Raw genomic sequence first — 20,008 nt, 5'->3', positions numbered from 1 at the left:
GACGTAATGGCATTCGGTTTCATCAAGAAGGTGTTCTCCTTCGGCAAGAAGGAGGTCGAGGAACGCACGCCCGAGGAAGAGTCGGAAAGCACGGCCGAGCCCGTAGCAGAGCCGGCCGAATCCCCGACGCCTGCAGAACCTGCACCCGCGCCCGAACCGGAACCCGCGCCAAAGCCCGGGAAGCCGGAACCTGAAATTCCGGGAGAACCCGGCCCGGACGTTCCCGAGCCTCCGACCGAAGTGCCCAAACAAGAGCCCGACCGCTCGCCGGAGCCCGTTCCGGAAATCCCGAAGGAGCCGGAGCCGGCACCGACGCCGCCCCGCTCTCCGGACGTCGACCCGTTAGAGAAAGCACCGGGGCATATCCCTGACGCGGAAACCCCCGAGCAGCAGGTCGAGCCGGAGGAACCGCGCTCCCAAGAAGCGCGGGAGCAGGATGAGGCGCCTGCGCCCACCGAGCCGCAAGGCCGGACAGCGGTGTCCGAGACCATCGAGCCAAAGGCCGAGGAGGTGCCTGCGCCGGTCCAGCCAGAGTCCCGCAAGCCCTGGTTCCAGCGGTTGCGCGAGGGGCTTTCCCGGTCCTCGCGTGATTTGCGCGACAACATCACCGGCATCTTTCTGAAGAGAAAGCTCGACGAAGACACGCTGCAGGATCTGGAAGACGTGCTGCTGCGCGCAGATCTCGGGCTGGAGACCGCCATGCGGGTCACCGATGCCCTGGCGACAGGCCGCTTTGGGAAGGACGTTTCAGGCGCGGAAGTACAGGCGGTCATGGCCGAGGAGATCGAAAAGGTGCTTGCCCCGGTGGCAAAGCCGCTTGAACTCGATCTTTCCTACAAGCCGCACGTGATCCTGGTGGTCGGCGTCAATGGTACTGGAAAGACGACCACGATCGGCAAGCTCGCGGCGAAATTGTCCCAAGGGGGACTGAAGGTGACGCTTGCCGCCGGTGATACTTTCCGCGCCGCTGCCATCGAGCAGCTCAAGATCTGGGCCGAGCGCGTTGGGGCTCCCGTGGTTTCGTCGAAGCTCGGCGCGGACGCGGCCGGCTTGGCCTATGATGCCTATGAGAAGGCAAAGGCTTCGGGCAGTGATGTGCTGATCATCGACACGGCCGGCCGGCTGCAGAACAAGTCGGAGCTGATGGCCGAGTTGGAAAAGGTCGTCCGAGTACTCGGCAAGCACGATCCCGAAGCGCCACACACGATCCTGCAAACACTGGATGCGACGACGGGACAAAATGCTCTTAATCAGGTCGAAATTTTCCGCAATGTTGCCGGCGTGAACGGGCTCGTGATGACGAAGCTCGACGGAACGGCGCGCGGCGGCATTCTCGTTTCCATCGCGGCCAAGCACAAATTGCCGATCTATTTCATAGGCATCGGCGAGCAGGTCGAAGACCTTGAACCATTTTCCGCAAGCGATTTTGCGAAAGCGATCGCAGGAGTAACCGAGTGACTGAGAAAATATTCGAACGCGAGCCGGCCGATCCCAAGCGCAAGCCGGTCAATCCGCTCCTGAAGCTGGTTCTGGAGCTTGGGCCTTTGATGGTCTTCTTCTTCGCCAATGCGCGAGGGGAATGGCTGGCAGAGCGCTTTCCCATGCTCGGCGAACTCGGCGGTCCGATCTTCATCGCGACGGCTCTGTTTATGGTGGCCATGGCGATTGCGCTCAGCGCTTCCTGGCTGCTCATGCGCACATTGCCGATCATGCCGCTCGTCTCCGGTATCGTGGTCTTCATCTTCGGCGCGCTGACGCTCTATCTCCAGAGCGACATTTTCATCAAAATGAAGCCCACGATCGTCAACACGCTGTTCGGCGCCGTGCTTCTTGGCGGACTTTTCTTCGGGAAGTCGCTACTCGGTTATGTCTTCGATTCCGCCTTCAAGCTGGACGCGGAAGGCTGGCGCAAGCTGACGCAGCGCTGGGGCCTTTTCTTTCTCTTCCTGGCGATCGTGAACGAGATCGTCTGGCGAAACTTCTCGACCGACACCTGGGTGGCCTTCAAGGTCTGGGGCATCATGCCCATCACACTGATCTTTACCATGAGCCAGATGCCCCTCATCATGCGCCACTCGCTCGAAGAAAAACCGAGCGAGTGATTGCAGCTACGATACATGAGTTGCTGACGGCCCGTGACGCTCCCTAACCATGGATCCTCGGGTCACGTCCGAGAATGGCGCGAGGGATGCAAGAGCCGATGTCAGGCGGCGATGACGCGCGTCCTCATTTCATTGTGAGTGCCAAAGCTTGTCAAACGCCGAACCAGCCGATTACCGCCCCCATGATGAGGGCAACGCCCAGCCAGTGCCCGGCGTCGATAAGAGTGAGATACCAGCCGAAACCCTGATAGCGGTGATTGACGGCGATCGTGGTGGCCATAAAACCGAGCCACACGAAAGCGCCGGAAACGAGCCCATTCCATACAGTGACCTGTCCCGTGCCGAGATGGCCGATAATGCCGGCCAAAACCCAGGCCATCACCAACTCGGCGATAAATGAGCTAATGAAGGGCGCAGGGCTCATATGAACTTGATCCGGATTGATGCGAGCGGCCTTCATCCACGGCTTACCGAGCAGTCCATAGTAGGCGCCGCCAAAGGCGAAGGCGGCGATAGCCGCCGCAAGGATCGCAAGATAGTTCATGCCGGCGAAATCCATGGCTCGCCCCCATTCGTGATTGAAGCTGTTTGGAAAATAGACGATGTCCGCCCCGCACGTGAGCGTCAAGTGAAGCGCCAGACCGTGGTGCGTTTCACCTCCGTGTCTTCGAGCGCGCGCGTCACCGGGACGGAGTAGACCGCAAGTTGCGTCAGGCGCTCGCTTGGAAGATATGTCCGCCCCGGATCACCGACAAGAACGGTTACCCCGCCCGCGGCAAGTTCGGCAAACCAGGGTGCTAGCTGTTCGGCGAGCGCGCGATCATAAAAAACGTCGCCGGCAAGAATCGTCTCGAAACCCGGCTCGGTGCCGACAAGATTGGAAGCGGTGAAATCGAACGCCACCTGGTTGGCCGCCATGTTCAGCCGGCAGGCAGCTTGCGCGAAAGGATCCGTATCCGAAGCTCTTACGCGTGCTGCGCCTGCCATGCAGGCGGCAATGGCGACGAGGCCGGAACCGGTGGCGAAGTCGAGAACAGTGCGCCCCCGCACCGAATCCGGATGATCAATAACGTAGCGCGCAAGCCCTTGGCCGCCGGCCCAGGCGAACGCCCAGAAGGGCGGCGGCAGGCCCATTTCCTGAAGCTCTTCTTCTGTGCTTTGCCAGAGGTCGTGGGCTTCGTCGGCTAGAAAAAGCTGGATTTCAGGGACATGCGGCGGGAGGCGAAGTGCGGTGTTGGCGCGTATGAAGGCTTCCGCCCCCTCAGGCGTGAGCTTGCCCGTCACGGTGCCTCGTCAAGGCCGCCCATTCTGCAGACCTCGCGCCACTCCGCCTCGCTGACCGGCTGGACGGAAAGGCGGGAATTGTTGACCAGGACCATGTCTCTCAGGTCGGGATTGTCCTTGATCTCGCTCAGAGAGACCGGCTTGGGCATGTCGCGCACGGCGCGTACGTCGACGCATTCCCAGCGCGGATCATCCGCCGTGGAATCGGGATGGGCCAGAGCGCAGACCTCAACAATCCCGACCACACTGGTTTCCTTGACCGAGTGATAGAAGAAGCCGAGATCGCCGATCTTCATCTGCCGCATGTTGTTGCGTGCCTGATAGTTGCGCACGCCATCCCATTCTTCGCCCTTATCCCCCTTGGCCTTCTGCATTTCCCAAGACCAGGTAGAGGGTTCTGTTTTGAACAGCCAATAGGCCATTATGCGTTCTCCGGCTTGTTTAAGACCCAGTTCCAACGCCGAATTTCGACGGATTTGAACAGTCCGACAAGAGCGTAGGGATCGGCCTTGGCGATCGCTTCGGCCGCGTCGCGATCTGGTGCCTCGACCGCGACCATACTGCCGCTCGGATTGCCATCCTCATCCAGGAACGGCCCGGCGAGTTTGAGAGTTCCCTCGGCATTGAGCTTTTCGAGATAGCCCAGGTGCTCGGAGCGCGTGTCGAGGCGGAGCTGCAAATGGTCGGGCTTGTCCTGGCACAGAATGATGAAAATCACGATTCCCTCCTTTTGGTCGGCATCAGCCGATTTCGCGCTTCAAAGGCCGCGCCAGCAAAGCCTGCATGGCCATCTTGACCGTCTCTCGGCCTTCAATGAGCTCGGCAACGGTCTCCATGATCGGGGCCTCCAAATCGCGCTCACGGATGACGCGCGCGGCAATCGCCGCCGTGTGCGCACCTTCCGCCAATGGCATTCCGTCAAGGTCCTCCCCTCGGCCGAGCGCCAGACCAAAGGCGAAATTGCGCGATTGCTCCGAGCTGCAGGTCAGGATGAGGTCGCCGAGGCCGGAAAGGCCCATCAGCGTATCAGCCCGTGCACCGAATGCGGCGCCGATGCGCCTCAGTTCCACAAAACCACGGGTTATGATCGCGGCAACCGCGCTGGCGCCCAGCCCTGCTCCGCTGGTCGCGCCGGCCGCAATCGCAAGCACGTTCTTCAGCGCTCCACCGATCTCGACCCCGGCAAGGTCATCGCTTGAATAACAGCGCAAATTTGGTGCGGAAAGCTGGGCGGCGAGGCCTGCGGCAAGGGTCTCGTCCCGAGCGGCTACGGTCACCGCCGTGGGTAGACCCTTTGCCACGTCGGCGGCGAAACTGGGGCCGGAAAGTGCGGCCACCGGATTGCCGGACACGGCTTCGCCCGCGACCTCCGACATCAACCGCCCCGTGCCCCGCTCGATCCCCTTAGCGCACAGGACGACCGGAATGTCGGGCGGGATAAGACCGCTTGCGGCCGCCAAAACGTCACGCAGGCTCTGGGCCGGGACGACCACAAGAACGCAATCGGCGCCCGAAAGGGCTCCCCCCAGATCGTCGGTCGCTGCCAATCTCTTGTCGAGAGTCAACCCCGGCAGGTAGCGCCCGTTGGTGTGATCCCGGTTGATCTCATCTGCTTGCTCGGGATTTCGCGCCCATAGCCTTGCCTCATGTCCCGCGCGATTCATGGTCAGGGCCAGGGCGGTGCCCCAGGCCCCTGCGCCCAGAACAGTTATGGACGAACGCTCGCTCATGCCTTGGCTCCCCGTTTGCCGGTTCCGATGATCGGGGCGGTTGTCTCGTCCAACGGCCAGCGCGGCCGCGGTGCAAAGGACATGGTGTCTTCCGCCGCCAGTCCTGCTTCCAGACGTTCAAGCCCTGCCCAGGCGATCATGGCGGCATTGTCTCCGCACAGGCGTAACGGTGGGGCAATCAGGTCGAACCCTTCAGCCTCGGAAAGCGTTTTCAGGGCGTCTCTGATCGCCGCGTTGGCCGCGACCCCGCCCGCGACCACAAGCTTCGGCCTCACCAGGTCAGGACGAGCCTCGTGAAACCGTTTCAGGCTGCGGGCGACGCGGTCGGTAAGCGATTCGGTGACCGCGCGCTGGAAGGAGGCGCAAATATCGGCGACATCGCTACGGCTGAGCGGCGCGAGTTCGCTCGCCGCCCGGCGCACCGCCGTCTTCAGGCCGGAAAAGGAAAAATCCGGCCTTCCCTCGCCCTTGAGCGGTCTTGGAAAATCGAAGCGGGCGGGATCGCCTTCCAGTGCGGCCTTTTCCACGCTCGGCCCACCGGGATAGGGCAGGCTCAGGAGCTTCGCCGTTTTGTCGAATGCCTCGCCCAGGGCATCGTCGATGGTGCTCGCCCATCGCTCATAGCGGCCGAGACCGGCCACGTGCAGGATCTGAGTATGTCCGCCCGAGACCAGAAGCAGGAGAAAGGGGAAATCAAGCCCCTCGGTCAGGCGGGCCGTCAGAGCATGGCCTTCCAGATGATTGATGGGCAGGAGCGGCTTTTTCGAAACGGCGGCTAGCGCTTTCGCCGTTGTCAGCCCGACGATCAGCCCGCCGATCAGTCCCGGCCCGGCGGTCGCGGCAATGCCGTCGATGTCGTCCAGCGTAACGCCGGCATCCGAGAGCGCGGCTTCAATGACGCCATCCAAGGCCTCGACGTGGGCACGCGCGGCAATTTCCGGCACCACCCCCCCGAAGGCCGCGTGCGCTTCGACCTGGCTCAGCACGATGTTGGACAAAATCATCGGCGTCCCCTCGGCATCGCGCGTCACGACGGCAGCGGCCGTCTCGTCGCAGCTCGTTTCGATGCCCAGAACACGCGTCATTCTGTCCGCCTTTGTTGCCGATCCCGCCGATCCCCGCTAGGTAGGGATCAGCGCATCCGAACTCGGGATGCCGTTAGCACGGACCTCGCGGCATGCAAACTGATGTAGTGCGAATCGGAACACGTGGCAGCGCCCTGGCGCTCGCCCAGGCGGCGGAGACCCGTGCTCGGCTCATGGCCGCGCACGACCTGCCGGAGGAAGCGTTCGAGATTGTTGTCATTCGCACGAGCGGCGACCGCATACAGGACCGCCCGCTGTCCGAGGCGGGCGGCAAAGGGCTTTTTACCAAGGAGATAGAGCAGGCTCTCCTCGACGGGCGAATCGATCTGGCAGCCCATTCTTCGAAGGACATGCCGACCGTTCTTCCCGACGGGCTGGAGATATCGGCCTTTCTGGAGCGCGAGGATGTGCGGGATGTCTTTATCGGCCGTTCGGTCAAGCGGATTGAGGATCTGCCGCACGGTGCGAAGCTCGGCACGTCGTCGCTGCGCCGCCAAGCGCTGGTGCTGAGGCTGCGTCCCGATCTCGAGGTCGGCATGTTCCGTGGCAACGTGCAAACCCGCCTGCGCAAGCTGGAAGACGGGGTCGCTGAAGGCACATTGCTGGCGATGGCGGGGCTCAAGCGCCTGAAAATGGAGCATGTGGCGAGTTCCGTGATGGACCCGGAGGCATTTCCGCCGGCACTGGGTCAGGGAGCCATTTGCCTTGAGACTCGGATCGGAGATGAGCGGGTCACTTCCCTGATCAACGCGATCGATCACGGCCCGACAGGGGCCGCGCTCACCTGCGAGCGTGCGTTTCTGGCGGTGCTCGACGGATCGTGCCGGACGCCAATTGCCGGACAGGCGATTATCGAGGGGGATCGCATCCGGTTTTCCGGCATGGTCCTGACGCCGGACGGGAGCGAGGCGCACGAGATTTCCGGGGAGGGACAAGCCTCCGAGGCGCACCAGATCGGCAGCGAGGCTGGAGCGCGTGTTCGCGACAAGGCGGGGACGCGGTTTTTCGAAAGCTGGGACTGACGATTGGAGCGCGTTCTCGTTACACGGCCCCAGGCAAGTGCTACGCGCACTGCGGAGAAACTGTCCGCGCACGGCTATCGGCCGCTTGTCCTGCCGCTTACCCGGATCCAAGCTCTTTCTCTTGATGAATGGCCCGATCCGCGCGAATATGACGCTATCGCGATTACGAGCGCGAACGCGGTTACCCACATTCCGTCCACACTTGTCGAAAAGCTTACGACCCTCCCGTCCTATGCTGTCGGCGAGAGAACCAACGAGGCGGCACGCAGTGTGGGGCTGAAGGTTGCCGGAACCGGACCGGGTGACGCGGAAGGATTGGTCCGGCACATTGTCGAGACGCTGACTCCGGGGCTGAATATCCTGGTGCTTTGCGGTCGTGTGCGGCGCAATATCCTAGAGCATGGTCTGAGAGAGACGGGATTTCACCCGGCGATCCTTGAGACTTATGACACTCTTGTCTTGTCGCCCTCCGATGCCGAACTCACCACCATATTGGCCAGCGAACCGGTCGATGCAGTGCTCCTGCACTCCGCATCGGCGGCGAAAGCTTATTCCCGGCTTCTCGCGCGCGTCTCGATCGCACCGCTTTTCAAAAACGCGCGCGTGATCGCAATCTCGGGGCGTGTGGCTCAATGCCTGCCGCAGCCGGCATTTGTTCACATCGCGGCGGAACCAACGGAAGAGTCGATGTTTTCACTGCTTGCTAAGACAAAATGAGTAGCGTTCGTTCCCCAGCCGCGAAGCGCATGGTAGAAATGATTTTGCAACGCACAAGTTGCGTTCCGGAATCTTCAGCGGAGTCGCCTTGATGGCCAAACCTTCCAGACCGCGTCACTCCAGCAGGAAACGCGAACCCGTCACGATCGATCTTGAGCCAGAGGCTGTCGAGCGCGAGCCAAGTCAGGACGGCGAGAAATCTGCTGAGGTCACCAGCTCGGAGGACAAGCCCGTATCCGACAGTGCGCCCGGCGAGGAGGAGTTACAGGCGGAAGGAATGCAACCAAAAGGCGAGACGCAAACCGCCGGGGGGCCAACGGCGCCTGAAGCCGAATCAGACAGGTCCGCTGCCGACGCGCAGGCAGATGAGACCGAAAGTGCCGCCAAGCCCGAAGAGGGAGAGACGCCTCTGGAAGGCGAAGATCAGGACGGTCGGCATGCTCCCCCGCCGCTGGAAAAGCGTGGCTCCGGGCGTGCGCTTCTCGCCGGCATCGCCGGCGGCGTCATTGCGCTGGTGCTGGGGGCAGGCCTTCAATGGGCGAACATCCTTCCGGTCCCGCGCGGGGGTGAGGCCGATCCGGCAGTGGAGAATCTTCGCCAGGAACTCAGCTCTGTTCAGGAAACAGTTTCGCAACTGAGCCAGGCTCAGGGAGATGGCGGCGCGGACGAACAGCTCTCGCAGCTCGAAAGTCAGGTCGCGGAGTTGCGCGAGACCGTATCGCAATTGCAATCCTCCACGCAGGGGGAAGGGGAGCAGGCCGGCGATGCGCTGGAAGAGCGCCTTTCACAGATTGAAAGTGATGTCGCAAGCGCGTTGCAGGCGGCGACGGGTGCTCAACAGACCGCCGAGGCCAATGCCCAGCAGTTGGATGGAGTTGCGGAACAGGTCGGTCAGTTGGACGAACGCGTTTCCGATCAGGACCAGGCGCCGCAATTGAGGCTGATCGTGGCAGCGATGGCGTTGGAGTCCGCGGTCGAAAGCGGTGCACCCTTTGCCAGTGAGCTGGAGACCTACACCGCACTTGCGTCGGATGCATCGGCAGTGGAGCCGTTGAGCCAGTATGCCGATCAGGGGCTGCCTTCGGCTGCCGCGCTTACTCGCGAGGCCTCCCAGGTCACTTCGCGGATCGCCGGCAACGCCTCCGACGATTCACAGGATGGCGGTCTGCTCGACAAGCTTATGGCGGGTGCGCGATCAGCCGTGCAGGTGCGCCCCGTCGGGCAGGTGGACGGCGATTCCGCTGAGGCCGTTGCCGCACGTATGGAAGCGGCGGTGCAGGACGAGAACTATGCGCAGGCATTGAAGGAATACGAAGCATTGCCGCCGGAGGCGCAGGAGATTGCCGCCGATCTCGCCGAGAAGCTGCGCGCGCGGCAAGCGGCGGACCAGATTGTAGAACAGGCGCTATCGAGCGCTTTGCAGCCGGCTTAGGGAGCGCTGAATGTTGCGAATCGTCCTGTTTCTCGTCGTTGTTCTGCTTGCGGGGCTCGGCTTTGCCTGGCTGGCTGAACAATCCGGCGGGCTGACGCTCACGCTAGGTGGCTACGAATATCATGTCGGCCTTGCGGTCGCCGCCATTCTTGTCGTCGTCGTTTTCGCGGCAGTCATGCTTCTGTGGTGGATTGTCCGCAGCATCTGGAACACGCCGTCGGCAGTGACCCGCTATTTCCGCACGCGGTGGCGGGACCGGGGTTATAAGGCAATTTCGACCGGCCTGATCGCAGCCGGAGCGGGTGACGGGGGACTTGCCCGGCGCATGGGTAAGCAGGCGTCCAAGCTGGTATCCTCCGATCAGGAGCCGCTCATTCACCTTCTCGATGCCCAAGCCGCCCTGCTTCAGGACGACCATGACGCCGCGCAGGCCAAGTTCACCGCCATGGCACAGAACCCGGAGACCCGTCTCCTCGGTTTGCGCGGGCTCTATTTGGAGGCCGAGCGCATGGGTAAACGCGAAGTCGCCCGCCATTATGCGCTGGAGGCGGCCCAGTCTGCCCCGCAGCTCGATTGGGCGGTCAATGCCGGCCTCGAAGCGAAAACGGAGGAGCATGATTGGCAGGGGGCACTGGCGCTCGTCGATTCGCGAAAAACAAGCAGCGACTCCGACCGCAAAACCCGCGACCGGCAACGCGCCGTGCTCCTGACAGCGCAGGCGATGGACCTCCTGGACGGCGATCCGTCGGCAGCACGCTCTGCCGCGCTGGAAGCCAATCGGCTGCAGCCCGATTTCGTGCCCGCCGCCGTCGTTGCCGCCAAGGCGCTCTTCCGACAGAACGACCTGCGCCGCGGCAGCAAGGTGCTGGAGGCGATCTGGAAAAAGGAGCCGCATCCGGAAGTCGCCGAAACCTATCTTTACGCACGCGCCGGAGATTCGACCCATGATCGGCTGGCGCGCGCGAAAAAGCTGCGGCGGCTGCGCCCCAACAATGTCGAATCCGAGTTGGCCTTTGCGCGTGCGGCGCTGGATGCCAGTGAGCTTAAGGAAGCCCGCGCGGCTGCCGAAGCGGCGGTGAGAATCGCCCCGCGCGAGGGCGCCTTTCTGCTCCTGGCCGATATCGAGGAGGCGGAAACGGGGGATCAGGGGCGCGTGCGTCACTGGCTTGCAAAGGCGGTGCGAGCGCCGCGTGATCCGGCCTGGGTGGCTGACGGTTACGTTTCCGAACATTGGGCGCCGGCGTCTCCGGTGACGGGAGAACTCGACGCGTTCGAATGGCGTACGCCCGTCGAGCGGCTCGGCCAGGTGATCGAGAGCGAAGAGGCTCTGCAGGCGCTTCCGGCAATTGATGTCGAGCCGGAGCCGGAGGAAAAGCCCGCAGCTACCGAAGACTCCGCCGCAGGGTTTGAAACACCGTCCGAGGATGTCGATATGCAGGGAGAGGAAGTTCAGCCGCCCAAGGCGAGCGAGGCTCCTAAAGCGAGTACTGAGCCGTCGGTGGAGGAGAACTCCATTGAAGAGCACAAAAACGCCCCGCCGGAGCATGAGGAAAAGATTTCCCCCACAATACCGAACGGCGAGGGACTGCCGACGGAGGAGGCGGAAAGAAAGCGCTGGCCCGTGCCTGACGATCCCGGTGTGGAGGATAAGCGCGAGGAAAACCCGAACGGCAGCGGCCGCTTTCAGCTCTTTTAGGCCGTGTGGACGGATGTCGTAAAAGGTCGGCACAACCTCCAAGTCGCGAGAAAGTGAGCACAAAGTCTCTTGTGAAGACGAGGACGAAACTTCACCTTAGTCTGCCGGATAGTCAAAGGTCCTGCCAATGTTCGAGCGTATACTCTCCTTTTTGAAAGATTTGCCCGAAGGCGGCGAATCGCAAGGTCTGACGTCTGACGAACCGCGCGTTGCCGCGACGGCGCTTCTCATCCATGTAATGGGTGTCGATGGTGTGCGTGATCAGGCCGAGCAGGTGCGCTTGAAGGAGGCGGTTTCGAATGCTTACCACGTCGCCGGCGAGGATTTGCAGGCGCTGTTGAAGGCGGGCGAGGACGCGGAGGCCGAGGCTGTCGACCTTTACGTTTTCACGAGCGTTCTGAAAAACAATCTGGACGAGAATGCACGTGCCGAGTTCATCAGGCTGATGTGGGAGATCGTCTACGCCGACGGCGAAGTGCACGAATTGGAAGACAATGTTGTTTGGCGCGTTGCGGAACTCCTCGGCGTGAGTACACGGACCCGTGTGCTGATGCGGCAGGCGGTCCAGCGCGAAGAGGGACAGGAAGAAAACGAGTGACTTTTTGATGCGAGTGGGCGGGGAGAAAGCAGGAAAGATCCTGATCGTATTGCATCAGGAGCACTCCAGTCCGGGTCGTGTCGGTCAGCTTCTCCGGGAAAGCGGGTTCTCGCTGGACATCAAGCGCCCGCCATTGGGTGATCAGTTGCCCGATTCGCTGGCGGAGCATGATGGCGTGGTGGTCTTCGGCGGGCCGATGAGCGCCAATGACGAAGATGATTTCGTGCGCCGCGAGACCGACTGGATTTCCGTGCCCCTTCGGGAGAACAAGCCGTTTCTGGGGATCTGCCTCGGCGCGCAGATGCTGGTCAATCTCTTGGGCGGCGAGGTCAAGGGCCGCGACGACGGGCTGGTGGAGATCGGCTGGTATCCACTGAAACCGACCGAACAGGGGCGGAGCCTCCTTCATTGGCCGGAAATGGTCTACCAGTTTCACCGCGAGGGCTTTTCATTGCCGTCGGGGGCAGAGCTGCTGGCCACGGCGGAGCACTACCCGAATCAGGCCTTCCGCTATGGCGAGAATGCCTGGGGTGTGCAGTTCCATGCGGAGTTGACGCGGGTGATGATGCAGCGCTGGGTGGTGCGCGGCGCCCATCGTCTTGTTCTGCCGGGCGCTCAGCCTGCCTGTGAGCATCTCCACGGGCGCCTTGTGTGGGACGCGCAGCTGAGGCAGTGGCTCGTCGACTTTCTCGACCTCGTGTTCAGCCGCGCGTGTGCTCGTGCGGCGACAGCCGATAGAACAGCGGAAACGGAGCGCTGTGCCGCCGTGAGGTTGGCCGAGGTATGACCTGAGACCAGCCGCCTTAACGTTGGTATTTGATAAAGGGCGTTACCTGGCCGATACGATCATAGAGTCTGCGGGCTGTATGATTGAAGTCCTGCGTCAGCCAATAAACCTGTGCGAACCCCAGTTCATCGGCATGGGCATATACTGCCTCGATCAGTCTCCGGCCTACACCGCGGCCACGCACACGTGAATCGGCATACAGATCCTGAAGGTAAAGGCGAGGGTCCCAGTCGGATGTCGAGAAAACCGGAAAATAATGGGTAAGTCCGACGACCTCACCATCCAGTTCCGCGGCTAAGCCGTGGGGCTCGCCCTTGTTCTCCAGCAAGCGTGACCACAAACGCTCCGTTACACGGGCGTCGACGGCGCGCTCGTAGAATCCATTGTAGCCTTCCCACAGCCCGCCCCAGTGTGCGCGGTCCCCCGGGCGAAAGCGGCGAATAACGATCTCGGACATGCAACCCTCCATGATGATTGCGCACTCTGCCCGGCAGAGAAATCGCGGCAAGAGCCAGATTCCCTTCGCGTCTTGCGCCTGTTTCCAAAAATGGTCAGCCAAGATGGTATTCCCTCTGGCGGGGGCAAGGCGTTCGACCTATATTCCAAGTGCGGTCTGCGCCTCGCGACAGGAATCATTTCCCCGGGGCCTTATCGATCCTTAAGGGAGCTGTCCCTGGCCTTGCCCGTGGGCTTGGCCAATACGGCGCCCACCTACTTTGTAGGTTCCCGGGATCGCATTTCCATCGGTTGCGTGGATCGCAGCTTTGCCGAACGGTGTCGCCGACAAAGTGCGGCATGTCGCCTTCGGGACCCTCCCGCGAGCAGATTTCCGCTATGCCACCGACGACTTTCCAAGGGGCATGATGACGAAAACTCCCCGCGAAATGAAGAGAACACTACGGCAGGAGGCGCTTGCGCGCCGGGATTCGCTCGACCCCCTTTGGCGAACTGACGCTTCGCTGGGCTTTGCCGTCGCGGTGGATGAGATTGCACCACCTCGGGGCGATATCGTTTCGGGTTTTTGGCCCATGCGTTCGGAAGTGGACGTGCGCCCGCTGATGGTGGCACTTCGTGAACGCGGGGCGCGGCTCTGCCTGCCCGCGATCCTCGACAAGTCGACCATCATTTTTCGCGAACTGGTCCGCGGGGCGCCGCTCATCGACATGGGGTTCGGAACCATGGGACCCGACGAAAGCGCTGCGGTGCTCGAGCCGTCGTTGATGCTTGTGCCGCTGGCGGCCTTCGATCGTCGCGGCCATCGCATCGGATACGGGGCGGGTTACTATGACCGGGCGATTGCGCGCCTTCAGGAGAACGGGCATGCACCGCGGCTCATCGGCATTGCCTTCGATTGCCAGGAGGTTCCGCAGGTTCCCGACGAGCCGCATGACGTGATCATCCCGGAAATCCTGACCGAAAGCGGCTTGCGCAGATTCCCCTCCTCGCTGTAAGAGCAAGCGATGCGACTTCTTTTTCTGGGCGATATGTCCGGCCGCTCCGGCCGCACCGCGGTTTGGGAACGCCTTCCGGGCCTAATTTCCGACTTCCGACTCGATTTCGTGGTGGTCAATGGCGAGAACGCGGCTGGCGGATTCGGCATTACCGAGGAAATTTTCCATAATACGATAAGCGCAGGCGCCGATGTGGTGACAACCGGCAACCATGTCTGGAAACAGCGTGAAGCGTTGATATTCGCTCCGCGCGAGGACCGTTTTCTGCGTCCGGCCAATTATCCGAAGGGTACGCCCGGCCGTGGGTCCGGGGTTTTCCTGGCGAGGAACGGCGCCCGTGTGCTGGTGTCCAACATCATGGGACGCATTTTCATGGATGTGGATCTGGACGATCCGTTCCGTACCGTGGAGGAAGAACTCGCCGCGTGCCCGCTGGGCGAACAGGCGGATGCTGCCCTGATCGATTTCCACGCGGAGGCGACTTCGGAAAAAGCCTGTTTCGGGCATTTTGTCGATGGCCGGGTCAGCGCCGTGTTTGGGACGCATACGCACCAGCCCACTGCTGATCACCAGATCCTCAACGGAGGTACCGGATTTATCTCCGATGCCGGAATGTGCGGCGACTACGATTCCTCGCTCGGCATGGATAAGGAGGAGCCGCTCAACCGGTTCGTGACCAAGATTCCGAGGGGCCGGTTTGAACCTGCAAACGGGCCGGCCACGATCTGTGGGGTCGGGCTGGAGATTTCCGACCGCACGGGCCTGGCCGAGAAGATCGCGCCGCTGCGGCTCGGGCCAAGGCTGGAGGAGACGGTGCCGGCATTCTGGCGTTGACGGAAACGTCGAGCCGCCATACCTCTGCTGCTGCACGCTTTCATGAAGGATGTCTTGGCCCATGGACTGGCTGCTTTCTCATTTTGACTTCGTCACAAGTCCGCAGGCTTGGGTCGCGCTGGTCACGCTTGTCGTTCTCGAAATCGTGCTGGGCATCGACAATCTGATCTTTATCTCCATCCTTACCAACAAGCTGCCCAAGGAAAATCAGGCCTTCGCACGGCGCCTGGGCATCAGCGCGGCGCTTATTCTGCGGTTGGCGCTTTTGGCCACTATCTCTTTCATCGTGCAACTCACACAGTCGCTCTTTACGCTGTTCGATCACGGATTCTCCTGGCGCGATCTCATCCTAATTGCTGGCGGACTCTTTCTCGTCTGGAAAGCGACCAAGGAAATTCACCACTCCGTCGATCCGACTGACACGAAAGACAATCTGATGGGCAGTGCCGCGACGGTCGGAATCGGTGGCGCGATCGTTCAGATTCTCCTGCTCGACCTCGTCTTCTCGATAGATTCGATTATCACGGCCGTCGGCATGACGGATCATTTGGCAATCATGTTCATCGCAGTGATCAGCGCGGTTACCGTGATGCTTCTGGCGGCCGAGCCGATGTCGCGCTTCATTGCAGCCAATCCGACGGTGGTCATGCTGGCGCTCAGTTTCCTGCTGATGATCGGGATGACCCTCATCGCCGACGGTTTGGGGTTCCATGTCCCCAAGGGCTATGTCTACACGGCCATGGGTTTTTCCGCCTTCGTGGAAGCGATGAACATGATGGCGCGGCGCAAGCGTCAGCGCGGAGCGAAAGAAGCCAAGCAGTAGGCGTCATACGCCGTCGAGGATCACGATCGTCGGCTGTGCTGGCAAGGCGTCCAGCGAAACTGCCAATGTGCGCCCCTCACGGAAGTCGATCTCGAAGCCTTCGCCCATCCTGCCGGTGAACGCGCTGAGTGGTGTTGCATTCCTGTGCATCGGCAGGATGATTGACGATGAGAGCCGCTGCACGATCTCACTCATTCCATCGAGCGACATTGTCAATCCGCCGTCCACCGGGACCATGACCACGTCGAGCCGCCCGATGGCGGCGTAGTGGGAGTCATCGAGCCGATGGTGCAGGTGGCCAAGATGGCCGATACACAATCCCGCCACCTCGAAAATGAATATGGAGTTGCCATCTTCCTCCATCGTACCAAAGCGGCGGATATCGGTGGTGACGTTGCGGATATAGACGTCCTCGACCATGAGCGAATGCTCGGCCGGATCGCCGTCGGGGTCCCAGCCGAGGAGCACATGCTCGATCGCGGGGTCGGGATTGTTCGTGAAATGGGTGCCATGCGCCTTGTTCATCGTCACGACATGCGGTGTCGGCTGCCCGCCATAGGCGCCCGAGAAATCCGTGGCGATGCGCACGCCGGCCGGGGTTTCAATGACATAGGTCGAATGTCCGGCATAGGTGATCCCCACTTGCGTCTCGCCTGCCACCGGCTGGAAACTGGCGAGGACGACATCAGGCAGGGCCTTCGCCACCGCGAGGCAGGTGCTGGGTCTTTCCTGGGCCTCGACGATAGCAACAGGTGTAAGGAAAAATGCCAGGATTGTGAGCAGTCGGAAGGTGGGCATGGGCATCTCCGGATCGCTGCGTGCCTCCCCCAAGTCTCGCCTATGAGCGGGGAAAGGCAATTCACCAATGCGTGAGAGCTTGCATGCGAGGCATTATCGTCCCCCTTCTGGACCTGATCGGTCAATTTCATTATAACGCCGCCAATTCAGCGCAATCAGGCGATTTTTTGGAAAAGGAGCCCCATGGCCGGCCATTCCCAATTTAAGAACATCATGCACCGCAAGGGTCGCCAGGATGCGGCGCGGTCGAAGGTGTTTTCCAAACTGGCGCGCGAGATCACTGTTGCTGCAAAATCCGGTCTGCCCGATCCGGACATGAACCCGCGCTTGCGCCTGGCGGTGCAGAACGCCAAGGCGCAGTCCATGCCCAAGGACAACATCGAACGTGCCATCAAGAAGGCGTCGGGCAACGACTCGGAGAATTACGAAGAAGTTCGGTACGAAGGTTACGGCCCAGGCGGCGTGGCCGTCATCGTCGAGGCGCTTACCGATAATCGTAATCGCACGGCTTCGAATGTCCGTACCGCTTTCACGAAAGCCGGCGGCTCCATGGGTGAGACGGGCTCGGTGGCCTTCATGTTCGATCGTGTCGGCGAGATCGTCTATCCCACACGTGCCGGCGATGCCGATGCGGTGATGGAGGCGGCGATAGAGGCCGGCGCCGAAGATGTTCAGTCGGATGACAACGGGCATGTCATCATCTGTGCTTTCGAGGATATCGGAGATGTCACCGACGCGCTGACCGCTGCTCTCGGTGAAGCCGAAACCGTGAAAGCCGTCTGGCGGCCGCAGACCGGCACCCCGGTGGACGAGGAGCGTGCCCAGTCCATTCTCAAGCTTATCGCTACGCTCGAAGACGATGATGACGTGCAGAACGTTTATGCGAATTTCGAGGTGGACGACGAGATCATGGCCAAGCTGAGCGCTGCCTGATGGGTGTGGTGACCAACCGTGTAACCATCACCTATTGCACGCAATGCCGCTGGCTTTTGCGCGCGGGCTGGATGGCGCAGGAGCTTCTGTCTACCTTCGAAACCGAGCTTGATGAGGTGTCCTTGCGGCCCGGTGGCACCAGCGGCGTGTTCGAAGTCGTCTGCAATGGCGAAACCGTCTGGGAGCGTAAGCGTGACGGCGGTTTTCCCGATGCCGCCGAGCTCAAGCGGCGCGTGCGGGACCGGATCGATCCCGACCGGAACCTGGGGCACGGCGAACGCTGAAATCTCTCCCAGGCAAAAAGAAAGCGGGAGTGGCGATCCACTCCCGCTTGTTGATTCTGCGGTTCAGCCTTGAGGCTGCTATTCCTTGGTCTCTTCGGCGGAGGCAGCCTCTTGGTTCGCGGCCTCCTCGGCTGCCTTCTCCGCAGCCAGCGCTTCGGCAGCTGCGATTTTCTCGGCCTCGATGCGCGCTTTTTCCTCGACAGCAGCGCGACGCTCGTCGTCGTTCAGCTTACGGGCACGCGCGCCGGTGTTTTCGGTGATGCGGGCAGCCTTACCGCGGCGGTCACGCAGGTAATAGAGCTTGGCGCGGCGGACCTTACCCCGGCGTACAACCGTGACGCCCTCGATCAGTGGCGAGTATACGGGGAAGACACGCTCCACACCCTCGCCATAGGAGATCTTCCGGACGGTGAAGTTTTCATGCAATCCCGAACCGGAGCGGGCAATGCACACGCCCTCGTAAGCCTGGACGCGGGTGCGGTTGCCCTCGGTCACGCGGACCTGTACGCGCAGCGTGTCGCCGGGCGAGAAGTCGGGAAGGGTGCGCTGGGCTTCAATCTTTTTGGCCTGCTCGGCCTCAAGCTGACGGATCAGGTCCATCGTTTTGTCCTCTTGTTCTTTGCGTCCGTCAGAGCGCCCGTCTCGCCGGTAGTTGATAACCACTCGGGGAGCGCGCTCCCAAAAGAAAGCGCAGGGGCGAATTCACGTTCCTTGATTAATGACGGCCATGGACCTCCATGGCAGCTAGCGCCGCGCACATACACCACATTGCTAGAGGAATCAACTGCGGCGGGCGCCTCAGCCGCCGATATGGCCCACATGCGTATCCTTGAAGCCGGTCTCATGCTTCAGCCCGTAGCCAAGCGTGCGGTCGAGGGCGATATGGGCGGCAAGGATCAGCGCGACATGGATCATTACAGGAAGTTCGATCAGTAGGCCTATGAGATAGAGCAGGACGGGCGCGATCCAGCTATGGATGGCGTTGTAGCACCAGGCTCCAAGGCGTGGTCCGCCGAGATAGCCGAGCATGGAAAGGTCCGGTGCGAGGATAAGAAGAGCAAACAGCCACCAGCTTCCGCCTGAAAGCTGGTATGCAACGAGCGCGGCAAGCGCAATGACGGCATTCTCGATGCGAAGCAGTGCGCTCACTCTGCCTTTTTCCTCTGCTTTTCGTAGGCGGTCCAAAGATCCGGCCGTCGTTGGCGTGTCAGCTTCTCCGCTTCGGCAAGCCGCCACTCGTCGATCCTGCGGTGATTTCCCGACAGGAGAACATCCGGAATCGCTCGCCCCTCGAACCGCTGCGGGCGCGTGTAGTGCGGGTGCTCCAGTAGGCCGTTTTCGAAGCTTTCCTCCGTACCGGAGGATTCGTTTCCCATGACGCCGGGAAGAAGCCGAACGATCGCATCAAGCAGGACAAGCGCGGCCGGCTCTCCGCCGGACAGGATATAATCGCCCACCGAGACTTCCTCCAGCTTCCGCGCATCAATGAGACGCTGGTCGACACCTTCGAACCGGCCGCACAGCACGACGATGCCCGGCTCTTCCGCCAGGGCGCGAACACGCGCCTGTGTCAGGGGGCGGCCGCGCGGGCTCATGAGAATTCTCGGCCGTGGATCGTCGGAGGGTGCAGCGTGGTCAAGGGCGTGTGCCAGAACATCGGCCCGCATCACCATGCCCGCCCCGCCTCCGGCCGGTGTATCGTCCACGCTACGGTGCTTGTCCGTCGCGAAGTCGCGGATCTGAAGGGTTTCAAGTGACCACGTGCCTGCCTCGCGGGCGCGGCCGGCTAGCGATATGTCGAGCGGACCCGGAAACATATCGGGGTATAGGGTGAGGACCGTGGCGCGAAAGCTCAATGTCCATTTCCCCCGCCGAGCGAATCACCGGCCGCGTTCTTCCGATCCTCTGGATTCTCCCCCTCATCCAGCCCGGCTGCTACGCCGTCGACATGAAGCTGTCCGCCCGGAACATCGATCTCGGGAACCGCCTCGCGTGTAAAGGGGATCATCAGTGTTTGGCCGGAAGCGGGGCGCACTTCCAGGAGATCCCCGGCGCCGAAGTCGTGAATGGCCACGACCTTTCCGAGTTTTGTCCCGGTTTCATCGATAGCCGTAAGGCCGATGATATCCGCGTGATAAAATTCCTCTTCATCGAGATCTTCCGGGAGCGCGGAACGGTCGACGAAAAGCTCCTCGCCATTTAGCCCCTCGGCGGCATTGCGATCCCCAATGCCCTCGAAGCGGGCGATGACGCCGCCTTTGGAGGGGCGCAGGTTCTTCAGAACAAGCATTCTGCCGTCGGCCGTGTAGAGCGGGCCGTAATCGCCGAGCGCCGCGGGGTCCTCGGTGTAGGGCTTCACGCGCACCTCGCCCCGGATTCCGTGGGCCGCACCGACGATGCCAAGCTGGATCGGGTTCTTAGGCTTCGGCATG

General features: G+C 61.7%; 25 protein-coding genes and 1 other RNA gene. 14 read left to right on the top strand and 12 right to left on the bottom strand.

The window, feature by feature from the left end; all coding sequences use genetic code 11:
- Positions 1 to 6 precede the first annotated feature (6 nt).
- Together ftsY and LY631_RS02035 are read left to right on the top strand one after the other, a co-directional pair.
- Entirely contained in the window at positions 7 to 1,458 is a 1,452-nt protein-coding gene (gene ftsY / locus LY631_RS02040) for a signal recognition particle-docking protein FtsY (protein WP_274423441.1), read from the top strand.
- Complete coding sequence (locus LY631_RS02035; RefSeq protein WP_274423440.1) at positions 1,455 to 2,102, top strand: septation protein A; 648 nt, start codon at positions 1,455 to 1,457, stop codon at positions 2,100 to 2,102. The genes ftsY and LY631_RS02035 overlap by 4 nt, the downstream gene beginning before the upstream one ends.
- Before the next feature lie 151 nt (positions 2,103 to 2,253).
- Here LY631_RS02035 and LY631_RS02030 read toward each other — a convergent pair whose 3' ends face one another.
- The 6 genes from LY631_RS02030 to tsaD form a co-directional block, all read right to left on the bottom strand.
- Positions 2,254 to 2,661: a DUF1761 domain-containing protein gene (locus LY631_RS02030; protein ID WP_274423876.1), complete on the bottom strand. Its 408-nt coding sequence runs from the start codon at positions 2,659 to 2,661 to the stop codon at positions 2,254 to 2,256.
- Between the two features lie 65 nt (positions 2,662 to 2,726).
- Complete coding sequence (locus tag LY631_RS02025; RefSeq protein ID WP_274423439.1) at positions 2,727 to 3,386, bottom strand: class I SAM-dependent methyltransferase; 660 nt, start codon at positions 3,384 to 3,386, stop codon at positions 2,727 to 2,729.
- Positions 3,383 to 3,808 carry an EVE domain-containing protein gene (locus LY631_RS02020; RefSeq protein WP_274423438.1) on the bottom strand — a complete coding sequence of 142 codons (426 nt, stop codon included), beginning with the start codon at positions 3,806 to 3,808 and terminating at the stop codon, positions 3,383 to 3,385. Before LY631_RS02020 ends, LY631_RS02025 begins: the two co-directional genes overlap by 4 nt.
- On the bottom strand, positions 3,808 to 4,104 hold the full coding sequence (locus LY631_RS02015) for a YciI-like protein (protein WP_274423437.1): 297 nt from the start codon (positions 4,102 to 4,104) through the stop codon (positions 3,808 to 3,810). The genes LY631_RS02020 and LY631_RS02015 overlap by 1 nt, the downstream gene beginning before the upstream one ends.
- Before the next feature lie 22 nt (positions 4,105 to 4,126).
- Entirely contained in the window at positions 4,127 to 5,116 is a 990-nt protein-coding gene (locus LY631_RS02010; protein ID WP_274423436.1) for an NAD(P)H-dependent glycerol-3-phosphate dehydrogenase, read from the bottom strand.
- Positions 5,113 to 6,201: a tRNA (adenosine(37)-N6)-threonylcarbamoyltransferase complex transferase subunit TsaD gene (gene tsaD, locus LY631_RS02005; protein WP_274423435.1), complete on the bottom strand. Its 1,089-nt coding sequence runs from the start codon at positions 6,199 to 6,201 to the stop codon at positions 5,113 to 5,115. Before tsaD ends, LY631_RS02010 begins: the two co-directional genes overlap by 4 nt.
- 92 nt (positions 6,202 to 6,293) lie before the next feature.
- Between tsaD and hemC the strand changes: the two genes are divergently transcribed.
- From hemC to LY631_RS01975, 6 genes are all read left to right on the top strand, one after another.
- Entirely contained in the window at positions 6,294 to 7,223 is a 930-nt protein-coding gene (gene hemC, locus LY631_RS02000; RefSeq protein ID WP_274423434.1) for a hydroxymethylbilane synthase, read from the top strand.
- A gap of 3 nt (positions 7,224 to 7,226) precedes the next feature.
- Complete coding sequence (locus LY631_RS01995) at positions 7,227 to 7,940, top strand: uroporphyrinogen-III synthase (protein WP_274423433.1); 714 nt, start codon at positions 7,227 to 7,229, stop codon at positions 7,938 to 7,940.
- A 91-nt stretch (positions 7,941 to 8,031) separates the two neighbouring features.
- Positions 8,032 to 9,372 carry a COG4223 family protein gene (locus tag LY631_RS01990; protein ID WP_274423432.1) on the top strand — a complete coding sequence of 447 codons (1,341 nt, stop codon included), beginning with the start codon at positions 8,032 to 8,034 and terminating at the stop codon, positions 9,370 to 9,372.
- Between the two features lie 10 nt (positions 9,373 to 9,382).
- The gene (locus tag LY631_RS01985; RefSeq protein WP_274423431.1) at positions 9,383 to 11,068 is read left to right on the top strand and encodes a heme biosynthesis protein HemY; all 1,686 of its coding nucleotides are present in this window, start codon (positions 9,383 to 9,385) and stop codon (positions 11,066 to 11,068) included.
- Between the two features lie 127 nt (positions 11,069 to 11,195).
- The gene (locus LY631_RS01980) at positions 11,196 to 11,666 is read left to right on the top strand and encodes a tellurite resistance TerB family protein (RefSeq protein ID WP_274423430.1); all 471 of its coding nucleotides are present in this window, start codon (positions 11,196 to 11,198) and stop codon (positions 11,664 to 11,666) included.
- 7 nt (positions 11,667 to 11,673) lie between these two features.
- Positions 11,674 to 12,453: a glutamine amidotransferase gene (locus LY631_RS01975; protein WP_274423429.1), complete on the top strand. Its 780-nt coding sequence runs from the start codon at positions 11,674 to 11,676 to the stop codon at positions 12,451 to 12,453.
- Between the two features lie 16 nt (positions 12,454 to 12,469).
- Here the strand turns inward: LY631_RS01975 and LY631_RS01970 are convergent, their stop codons facing one another.
- A complete protein-coding gene (locus LY631_RS01970; RefSeq protein WP_274423428.1) occupies positions 12,470 to 12,910 on the bottom strand; it encodes a GNAT family N-acetyltransferase in 441 nt (146 codons plus the stop codon).
- Between the two features lie 150 nt (positions 12,911 to 13,060).
- Between LY631_RS01970 and ssrS the strand changes: the two genes are divergently transcribed.
- The 4 genes from ssrS (at position 13,061) to LY631_RS01950 (ending at position 15,561) form a co-directional block, all read left to right on the top strand.
- Positions 13,061 to 13,215, top strand: a non-coding RNA gene (ssrS, locus tag LY631_RS01965) — 6S RNA.
- Between the two features lie 101 nt (positions 13,216 to 13,316).
- Positions 13,317 to 13,904 (top strand): 5-formyltetrahydrofolate cyclo-ligase, encoded by a 588-nt coding sequence (locus LY631_RS01960; protein WP_274423427.1) that lies wholly within the window; start codon positions 13,317 to 13,319, stop codon positions 13,902 to 13,904.
- A 9-nt stretch (positions 13,905 to 13,913) separates the two neighbouring features.
- The gene (locus tag LY631_RS01955) at positions 13,914 to 14,738 is read left to right on the top strand and encodes a TIGR00282 family metallophosphoesterase (protein ID WP_274423426.1); all 825 of its coding nucleotides are present in this window, start codon (positions 13,914 to 13,916) and stop codon (positions 14,736 to 14,738) included.
- A 61-nt stretch (positions 14,739 to 14,799) separates the two neighbouring features.
- On the top strand, positions 14,800 to 15,561 hold the full coding sequence (locus tag LY631_RS01950; RefSeq protein ID WP_274423425.1) for a TerC family protein: 762 nt from the start codon (positions 14,800 to 14,802) through the stop codon (positions 15,559 to 15,561).
- Positions 15,562 to 15,564: 3 nt separating this feature from the next.
- Here LY631_RS01950 and LY631_RS01945 read toward each other — a convergent pair whose 3' ends face one another.
- Positions 15,565 to 16,359: an MBL fold metallo-hydrolase gene (locus LY631_RS01945; RefSeq protein WP_274423424.1), complete on the bottom strand. Its 795-nt coding sequence runs from the start codon at positions 16,357 to 16,359 to the stop codon at positions 15,565 to 15,567.
- 183 nt (positions 16,360 to 16,542) lie between these two features.
- Between LY631_RS01945 and LY631_RS01940 the strand changes: the two genes are divergently transcribed.
- Entirely contained in the window at positions 16,543 to 17,292 is a 750-nt protein-coding gene (locus LY631_RS01940; RefSeq protein WP_274423423.1) for a YebC/PmpR family DNA-binding transcriptional regulator, read from the top strand.
- Positions 17,292 to 17,576 (top strand): SelT/SelW/SelH family protein, encoded by a 285-nt coding sequence (locus LY631_RS01935; RefSeq protein WP_274423422.1) that lies wholly within the window; start codon positions 17,292 to 17,294, stop codon positions 17,574 to 17,576. Before LY631_RS01940 ends, LY631_RS01935 begins: the two co-directional genes overlap by 1 nt.
- 78 nt (positions 17,577 to 17,654) lie before the next feature.
- Here LY631_RS01935 and rplS read toward each other — a convergent pair whose 3' ends face one another.
- The 4 genes from rplS to rimM all read right to left on the bottom strand — a co-directional run bounded on the left by rplS (position 17,655) and on the right by rimM (position 20,007).
- Entirely contained in the window at positions 17,655 to 18,176 is a 522-nt protein-coding gene (rplS, locus tag LY631_RS01930; protein ID WP_274423421.1) for a 50S ribosomal protein L19, read from the bottom strand.
- A gap of 198 nt (positions 18,177 to 18,374) precedes the next feature.
- Complete coding sequence (locus LY631_RS01925; RefSeq protein ID WP_274423420.1) at positions 18,375 to 18,725, bottom strand: DUF4260 domain-containing protein; 351 nt, start codon at positions 18,723 to 18,725, stop codon at positions 18,375 to 18,377.
- Entirely contained in the window at positions 18,722 to 19,432 is a 711-nt protein-coding gene (gene trmD / locus LY631_RS01920; protein WP_274423419.1) for a tRNA (guanosine(37)-N1)-methyltransferase TrmD, read from the bottom strand. The genes LY631_RS01925 and trmD overlap by 4 nt, the downstream gene beginning before the upstream one ends.
- Entirely contained in the window at positions 19,429 to 20,007 is a 579-nt protein-coding gene (gene rimM, locus LY631_RS01915) for a ribosome maturation factor RimM (protein WP_274423418.1), read from the bottom strand. Before rimM ends, trmD begins: the two co-directional genes overlap by 4 nt.
- Position 20,008: the final 1 nt, after the last annotated feature.

It is taken from the genome of Chelativorans sp. YIM 93263 (assembly GCF_028767125.1).
In the GTDB taxonomy this organism is placed as follows: Bacteria; Pseudomonadota; Alphaproteobacteria; order Rhizobiales; family Rhizobiaceae; genus Chelativorans.
The sequence above is the reverse complement of the archived record's forward strand: the minus strand, read 5'-3'. Positions and strand labels throughout refer to the sequence as shown.

Bases quoted from the DNA above. Each gene is read 5' to 3' on its own strand.
- ftsY (WP_274423441.1), top strand. From the start codon at position 7: ATGGCATTCGGTTTCATCAAGAAGGTGTTCTCCTTCGGCAAGAAGGAG.
- LY631_RS02030 (WP_274423876.1), bottom strand. From the start codon at position 2,661: ATGGATTTCGCCGGCATGAACTATCTTGCGATCCTTGCGGCGGCTATC.
- LY631_RS02020 (WP_274423438.1), bottom strand. From the start codon at position 3,808: ATGGCCTATTGGCTGTTCAAAACAGAACCCTCTACCTGGTCTTGGGAA.
- LY631_RS02010 (WP_274423436.1), bottom strand. From the start codon at position 5,116: ATGAGCGAGCGTTCGTCCATAACTGTTCTGGGCGCAGGGGCCTGGGGC.
- tsaD (WP_274423435.1), bottom strand. From the start codon at position 6,201: ATGACGCGTGTTCTGGGCATCGAAACGAGCTGCGACGAGACGGCCGCT.
- hemC (WP_274423434.1), top strand. From the start codon at position 6,294: ATGCAAACTGATGTAGTGCGAATCGGAACACGTGGCAGCGCCCTGGCG.
- LY631_RS01990 (WP_274423432.1), top strand. From the start codon at position 8,032: ATGGCCAAACCTTCCAGACCGCGTCACTCCAGCAGGAAACGCGAACCC.
- LY631_RS01985 (WP_274423431.1), top strand. From the start codon at position 9,383: ATGTTGCGAATCGTCCTGTTTCTCGTCGTTGTTCTGCTTGCGGGGCTC.
- LY631_RS01980 (WP_274423430.1), top strand. From the start codon at position 11,196: ATGTTCGAGCGTATACTCTCCTTTTTGAAAGATTTGCCCGAAGGCGGC.
- LY631_RS01975 (WP_274423429.1), top strand. From the start codon at position 11,674: ATGCGAGTGGGCGGGGAGAAAGCAGGAAAGATCCTGATCGTATTGCAT.
- LY631_RS01970 (WP_274423428.1), bottom strand. From the start codon at position 12,910: ATGTCCGAGATCGTTATTCGCCGCTTTCGCCCGGGGGACCGCGCACAC.
- LY631_RS01960 (WP_274423427.1), top strand. From the start codon at position 13,317: ATGACGAAAACTCCCCGCGAAATGAAGAGAACACTACGGCAGGAGGCG.
- LY631_RS01955 (WP_274423426.1), top strand. From the start codon at position 13,914: ATGCGACTTCTTTTTCTGGGCGATATGTCCGGCCGCTCCGGCCGCACC.
- LY631_RS01950 (WP_274423425.1), top strand. From the start codon at position 14,800: ATGGACTGGCTGCTTTCTCATTTTGACTTCGTCACAAGTCCGCAGGCT.
- LY631_RS01945 (WP_274423424.1), bottom strand. From the start codon at position 16,359: ATGCCCACCTTCCGACTGCTCACAATCCTGGCATTTTTCCTTACACCT.
- LY631_RS01940 (WP_274423423.1), top strand. From the start codon at position 16,543: ATGGCCGGCCATTCCCAATTTAAGAACATCATGCACCGCAAGGGTCGC.
- LY631_RS01935 (WP_274423422.1), top strand. From the start codon at position 17,292: ATGGGTGTGGTGACCAACCGTGTAACCATCACCTATTGCACGCAATGC.
- rplS (WP_274423421.1), bottom strand. From the start codon at position 18,176: ATGGACCTGATCCGTCAGCTTGAGGCCGAGCAGGCCAAAAAGATTGAA.
- rimM (WP_274423418.1), bottom strand. From the start codon at position 20,007: ATGCCGAAGCCTAAGAACCCGATCCAGCTTGGCATCGTCGGTGCGGCC.